Consider the following 5,951-nt stretch of genomic DNA (forward strand, 5'->3'; position numbering starts at 1 on the left):
TGGATCAGCCCATCGCCGAAGTGGAGACAGCCAAGTCCATGGTGGAAGTCCCGTCCCCGTACGCCGGCACGGTGACGGTGCTCCACGGCGAGCCCGGCCAGACGCTGGATGTCGGCAAGCCGCTAATTTCCGTGGCGCCCGTGGGGGGTGGTTCCGCCGCAGATGATGCCGCCCCCGCCCCTTCGCCGGACGGCATTGCTGCAAGCAGCATGCCGTCCGGCTCAGACAGGCCCGATGCCACTCCCCGGGCGGCATCATCCGCGTCGACCGCCGCTGAGACGTACCGCGAGGAGGAAAAGGCCGGGTCCGGAAATGTGCTGATCGGCTACGGGACTCCCGGCGGCGGTGGCACTGCCCGGCGGACCAGGGCTCCCCGGGCGGCGGTTGAGCCTGACGCCCAGAAGGTGGCCGATGACCTGCTGCTGCTCCGCACAAGGGTCCCTGGCAAACTCGGCGCCGTCATTTCTCCGCTCGTCCGGCGCATGGCCAGGGAACACGGCGTGGACCTGGGCAACATTCACGGATCCGGGGACAGTGGGCTCATCATGCGTAGGGACGTTGAAGCGGTCATCAGCCCTGCGGGGGTTGAGGCGCGCCCGGTGGTTGAGCCGGAGCGCGTGGTGAGCGAAACCCAGGGGGATGCCGATTCCCGCACAGGTCTTGGCATTTCCTCCCGGACGCCCGTCAAGGGTGTCCGGAAAGCCGTGGCCGCCAACATGTCCCGCAGCCGTGCGGAGATCCCTGAGGCCACGGTCTGGGTTGACGTTGATGCCACGGCGCTGGTGGAACTCCGGGCAGGCCTCAAGAAGTCCGATCCGCACACTACGCCGGGACTCCTGGCGTTCATCGCGCGTTTTGTCACGGCCGGGTTAAAACGATTCCCGGACCTGAACACCCGCATCGAAACTGCTGCCGACGGCTCCCAGGAGATCGTTGGCTTCGCCGGCATCAACCTGGGCTTCGCGGCCCAGACGGACCGCGGACTGATGGTCCCCTCGATACGCAACGCGGACAAACTCAGCGCCCGCGAACTGGGCGCGGAGATTAGTCGGCTCACCGCCGTCGTCCGCGAAGGCAAAGCGACGCCGGAGCAACTGGGCAGCGGCACCTTCACCCTCAACAACTACGGTGTCTTCGGGGTGGACGGATCCGCGGCCATCATCAACCACCCCGAGGTGGCCATCCTCGGGGTGGGACGCATCATCGACAAGCCGTGGGTGGTGGACGGCGAACTCGCGGTCCGCAAGGTCACCGAACTGACGCTCACGTTCGACCACCGAGTGTGCGACGGCGGCACGGCCGCCGGGTTCCTCAGGTTTGTAGCGTCCGCGATCGAGAACCCGGGGGCCGTGCTGGCGGACATATAGGTGGCCTTGGTGGACGAAACCGCAGAGCTGTTGGGCGAGCACCTGAAGCAATGGAGAATCGTGCTTGGCCTCAGAGCTGGCCGCGGACCGGGCCAATCTCTCCATGCCCACACTGCGCCGCATTGAACGCGGCGACACGGGCGTCAGGCTGGGAAGCGTCCTGGCCCTGACGTGCGCGCAGCTGCCAGGTTTCGTCCCAGTTGCAAGCAGAACGGCCCGACCCTCAGTTGTATCAATGGGCAGTGTCTCCCAGCAGCCAGCTCATTGCTTCGCTCCTGTAGGTGAAGAACTTCGTGGGGGCATGGGGCGCGTTGATGCCAAGGAAAAAGTTAGCAATGACTCGATCTACCGGGCTGGCACCGAGTAGGGCGATCTGTGAAGCCGCGCATGGGATGATCGACGCCGTTGCAGACCTCGTTGACCATCGCCATCGCTGCCCTGGCGTCGGCTACGTCGATTTTGGCGTGGGGCGTCCAGATGGGATGGACGATACCGTCGCCTCGAAGCTCGACGGAGCCTTTCCCCCTTCTATTGGAGTTCGCCCCATTGGAGTTCGCCGCACTCGCTGGCCTTTCGTATTGGTTCTGGACCCCATGATAGTCGGCCCCAACGCGGCTGCTACACCGGCCCCGGCGGATGCCGGAAGCAAGGCCTGTACTTCTCACGGACCCTGCCCCGCAAGCCTCTCCGATGCGAACTGGCTTATCTGGCCAGGCTCAACCCGGGCACAGGCTTCTCTGCACTTTGCACGTGCCTGCACTTTGGTCAGTTGGAGATGCCTTTTGCATCGCTGAGCCCGGCGAGGGCTTTGCGGAGTCGGGCATCGGCGTCGTCCGCGACTTCCCGGACGGCCGCGCTGCCGCTGAGCTGGACCATGGTTTGTGGGTCGATGGCTTCGACGGTGGTTTCGTGCGCGTCCTTGCCTCGTCTGACAACGACATTACAGGGAAGGAGGGCACCGAGTTCCGGCTCGGCCGCCAGGGCGCGGCTCGCCAGGGCGGGGTTGCAGGCGCCGAGGATTACATAGTCGCCGACGGCGTCGGCGGCCTCGGTGCCGAGTTTGGTCTCAAACGTGGAGCGGACGTCGATTTCCGTCAGTATGCCGAAGCCTTGTTCACCGAGCGCCTCGCGGGTGCGCTGGACAGCGTCCTCCCAGGACAGCGGGACGGTAACAGTGTGGGTATAGCTCATGAGCCTGCTCCTCATAGGTCGTTAAAGATACGGCCCGCTTCAGGCCGGGGCCGTGCCGGGGCAGCTTGGGGGAGTTCCCCCGGCACGGGGTCTTGGGGTCCCTGCTTTTCAGGCGAGGGAGAGGAAGAGCTTTTCCAGCTCTTTTTTGTCCATGGTGGTGTCTTCGCGGACGATGCACTGTTCCAGGCCGCTGGCGATGATGGCGAAGCCGGCCCTGTCCAGGGCCTTCGAGACCGCAGCCAGCTGCGTGACGATGTCCTTGCAGTCCCGGCCCTCCTCCAGCATGCGGGTGACAGCTGCGAGCTGGCCCTGTGCGCGCTTGAGGCGGTTGACCACCGGGGTCAGTTCAGTCGAATCGAGTTGCATGAAGTCTCCAAAGCGTGGTTGTCTTGCCATCAAGTCTATACCCCCTAGGGTGTCTTGCATACCCAATAGGGTATCTGCAATACTCGGTGGGGTATTCACCACCGACCCCTTTCGAGAGGCCCCCATGACTTCCTTTTCCCCATCCACCGCCATTACCGCCCTGGCGCCGGAGACCTTGCGCAGTTGGGTCGCCGAACACCAGGACCTGGTTGTTATCGACGTGCGTTCTGCAGCGGAATTCGAGTCGATGCACATCCGGGGCTCCTATAACGTCCCGCTGCCGTTGCTGTCCGAACACACAGACGAACTGGCCGCCCGCCTGGGCAGTTGGGTCGTCCTCGTTTGTCAGTCCGGAGCCCGCGCCGAGCAGGCGCGTCAGCGCCTCGCCGGTTCCGGCATCGATACGGCCTACGTCCTGACCGGTGGCGTCCCCGGTTTCGCAGCGAGTGGTGGCGACGTGGTCAAGGGCAAGGACCGTTGGGACCTGGAGCGGCAGGTCCGCCTCGCCGCTGGGTCCCTGGTGGTTCTGGGCCTGGCAGGCGGTAAGTTCGTTTCCCCTAAGATCCGGACGCTTGCCGGCGTCATCGGCGCAGGCCTGACCTTCTCCGCGGCCACCAACACCTGTGCCATGGGCCGGGCCATCTCGGCGATGCCATGGAACAAGGCGGCCACGGAGCCCACACGCGAAAGCGCAATCCTGCAGCTTCCGATAGCCGAATCGCAGCAGACCACGGCAGCATGATCGCGGCCCTGTCACTGGGGCTCTTCGTCGGGATCGTTCTGGGTGTAGTCGGTGGTGGCGGCTCGATCATCGCCGTTCCAGCCTTGGTGTACGGGATGGGCATGAGCCCGGCGGAGGCCATCCCCACCTCACTTCTGGTGGTGGGCATCTCCTCCCTGGCAGCGCTGATCCCTCGGCTGCGCGAAGGCCTCAACTGGCCTGTGGTCCTGATTGTCGGCGCCGCGGGCATCCCTGCCGCATGGGGCGGGACTGCAGTAGGCCGGCTGCTGGATCCAAACATCCTGATGCTCGCCTTCGCTGTCATCATGGTTTTCGCGGGGATCCGGATGCTCATGAGGGTCACGGAAACGGAAGGCTCCTGCAGTACAGGTCCCAACCGCGCCTTCCGCTCCTGCGCCCCCAAGGCCGTGGGGGTCGGGATCCTCGTAGGGTTCCTCACGGGACTGCTGGGAGTGGGTGGAGGTTTCCTGATCACCCCGGCCCTCACACTGTTCCTGGGCCTGCGCATGAAACAAGCCGTGGGTTCATCCCTGGCCATCATCGTGATCAATTCGGCTGCGGGCTTCGGCGCCCACGCCGCGGGATTTACCATCGACTGGCCCAGCGTCCTGTCCTTCGCGGTCCCCGCAATCCTCGGATCCCTCGTTGCTGCCCGCCTCGCCCGCCACCTTAACGACAAGCACATCCGCATCTCGTTCGCCGTGCTCATCTTTGCCGTCGCAGCCTGGGTCACTGCGGGCACCGTTACCGCCTAAAATCCACCCCTCGTTCCCGAAACAAAGGAGAACACCATCGGCCTCATCAGCTCCCTTAAGAAGGCATTCAGCAAGCCCTACAAAACCATCACGGTTGCTGAGGCCAAGGAACTCCTGGCCTCGGGCGCGGCTCTGATCGACGTCCGTACCGTCCAGGAATGGCGCTCCGAACGGGCCCCGCAGGCCAAGCATGTCCCGCTGGACAGGCTCCAGACCAGCACGGCCGGAATCCAGAAGAGCCGGCCCGTGATCGCCCTGTGCCAGTCCGGGATCCGATCTGCTTCCGCCGCCCGCCTGCTTGCTGAAGCGGGCTACGAGCCATATTCCGTGCGCGGCGGCATGGGCGCCTGGCGCCAGGCCGGGGAACCCGTCCGCTAAGGACAACAGTCCAACAATTCAAAGGAAAAACCGATGACTGAAATCACCGTCAACGAAGCCGAGCAGCGCCGATCCACTGACCGGATCCTCGATGTCCGCGAGGACTTTGAAGTCGCCGACGGCATGATCGCCTGGACCCGCGCAGGCCTCCCCACCACCTGACCCTCCTGCTGGTGCCGCCGCCCAACGGCACCCGGACTCGAGGAAGTCATTCTGGGCGTCAAGAACCTGGACATGGACAAGTTCCGGGCCGACTCCGCAAAGCAGCACCCCTAACATCCCAACGAAAGACAGCCGGCACACCCCGTATTGCAACATACCCCCAGGGGTATTAGAATTGATGCAGGAACAAGACCCAAACTTCCCCTCACGAAGGAAATCACCAGATGCTTATCGAGCGTATTTACGATGAAGACCTCGCCCAGGCCAGCTACCTGATCGGCTGCCAGGCCAAGGGTGAAGCGATCGTGGTGGACGGGCGCCGCGACATCGCCGTCTACCAGTACCTGGCTGAGAAGAACGGCATGAAGATCGCGGCCGTCACCGAGACCCACATCCACGCCGACTACCTCTCCGGCACCCGCGAACTGGCCGCCGCGACGGGCGCGAAGATCTACGTTTCCGGTGAAGGCGGGCCGGACTGGCAGTACGAATTCGACGGCGAACGCCTCTACGACGGCGACGCCATCACCGTCGGCAACATCAGCGTCAAGGCTGTCCACACCCCGGGTCACACCCCGGAGCACCTGTCCTTCCTGGTCACCGACGGTGCGTTCAGCGACCAGCCCGGCTACCTGCTTTCCGGGGACTTCGTCTTCTCCGGCGACCTGGGCCGGCCGGACCTGCTCGACGAAGCAGCAGGAGGCGTCGACACCCGCTTCGAGGGCGCCAAGCAGTTATTCGCCAGCTTGCGGGATAAGTTCCTGACGTTGCCGGACTATGTCCAGGTCCACCCTGCCCACGGGGCCGGCAGCGCCTGCGGCAAGGCGCTCGGCGCCATCCCCTCCTCCACCGTCGGTTACGAGCGCCTCTACGCCTGGTGGGGGCCGTACCTGGCTGCCAATGACGAGCAGGGCTTCATCGATGAACTCCTCGATGGCCAGCCCGACGCCCACGCCTATTTCGGCCGGATGAAGCGCGAAAACCGTGTGG

At 64.7% G+C, this 5,951-nt stretch carries 7 protein-coding genes and 1 pseudogene; 6 read left to right on the plus strand and 2 right to left on the minus strand.

All coding sequences use genetic code 11. From position 1 onward, the window contains the following. Nucleotides 1–1,367: dihydrolipoamide acetyltransferase family protein (locus QK290_RS18180; RefSeq protein WP_282332066.1), on the plus strand; the 1,367-nt coding region annotated here is incomplete at its 5' end. 765 nt (nt 1,368–2,132) lie between these two features. Here the strand turns inward: QK290_RS18180 and QK290_RS18190 are convergent. Together QK290_RS18190 and QK290_RS18195 are read right to left on the minus strand one after the other, a co-directional pair. Further along, nucleotides 2,133–2,558 (minus strand): DUF302 domain-containing protein, encoded by a 426-nt coding sequence (locus QK290_RS18190; protein WP_282332067.1) that lies wholly within the window; start codon nt 2,556–2,558, stop codon nt 2,133–2,135. 108 nt (nt 2,559–2,666) lie between these two features. Further along, nucleotides 2,667–2,924: a metal-sensitive transcriptional regulator gene (locus QK290_RS18195; protein WP_108597547.1), complete on the minus strand. Its 258-nt coding sequence runs from the start codon at nt 2,922–2,924 to the stop codon at nt 2,667–2,669. 124 nt (nt 2,925–3,048) lie between these two features. On the opposite strand from QK290_RS18195, the gene QK290_RS18200 reads away from it, so the two are divergent. From QK290_RS18200 to QK290_RS18220, 5 genes and pseudogenes are all read left to right on the plus strand, one after another. Then, nucleotides 3,049–3,666 (plus strand): rhodanese-like domain-containing protein, encoded by a 618-nt coding sequence (locus tag QK290_RS18200; RefSeq protein WP_282332069.1) that lies wholly within the window; start codon nt 3,049–3,051, stop codon nt 3,664–3,666. Next, nucleotides 3,663–4,421: a sulfite exporter TauE/SafE family protein gene (locus QK290_RS18205; RefSeq protein ID WP_282332070.1), complete on the plus strand. Its 759-nt coding sequence runs from the start codon at nt 3,663–3,665 to the stop codon at nt 4,419–4,421. Before QK290_RS18200 ends, QK290_RS18205 begins: the two co-directional genes overlap by 4 nt. Nucleotides 4,422–4,457: 36 nt before the next feature. Next, a complete protein-coding gene (locus QK290_RS18210) occupies nt 4,458–4,799 on the plus strand; it encodes a rhodanese-like domain-containing protein (RefSeq protein ID WP_282332073.1) in 342 nt (113 codons plus the stop codon). 33 nt (nt 4,800–4,832) lie between these two features. Next, nucleotides 4,833–4,919: pseudogene (locus QK290_RS18215) on the plus strand (rhodanese-like domain-containing protein); the annotation flags it as partial. Nucleotides 4,920–5,185: 266 nt separating this feature from the next. Further along, on the plus strand, nt 5,186–5,951 hold a 766-nt coding region (locus QK290_RS18220), incomplete at its 3' end, for an MBL fold metallo-hydrolase (protein WP_282332072.1).

The sequence above is a fragment of the Pseudarthrobacter sp. AL07 genome, assembly GCF_029960665.1.
GTDB lineage: Bacteria > Actinomycetota > Actinomycetes > Actinomycetales > Micrococcaceae > Arthrobacter.

What these genes read in the sequence shown, in the direction of transcription:
- QK290_RS18190 (WP_282332067.1), bottom strand. Translation starts at nt 2,558, where the DNA reads ATGAGCTATACCCACACTGTTACCGTCCCGCTGTCCTGGGAGGACGCT.
- QK290_RS18195 (WP_108597547.1), bottom strand. Translation starts at nt 2,924, where the DNA reads ATGCAACTCGATTCGACTGAACTGACCCCGGTGGTCAACCGCCTCAAG.
- QK290_RS18200 (WP_282332069.1), top strand. Translation starts at nt 3,049, where the DNA reads ATGACTTCCTTTTCCCCATCCACCGCCATTACCGCCCTGGCGCCGGAG.
- QK290_RS18205 (WP_282332070.1), top strand. Translation starts at nt 3,663, where the DNA reads ATGATCGCGGCCCTGTCACTGGGGCTCTTCGTCGGGATCGTTCTGGGT.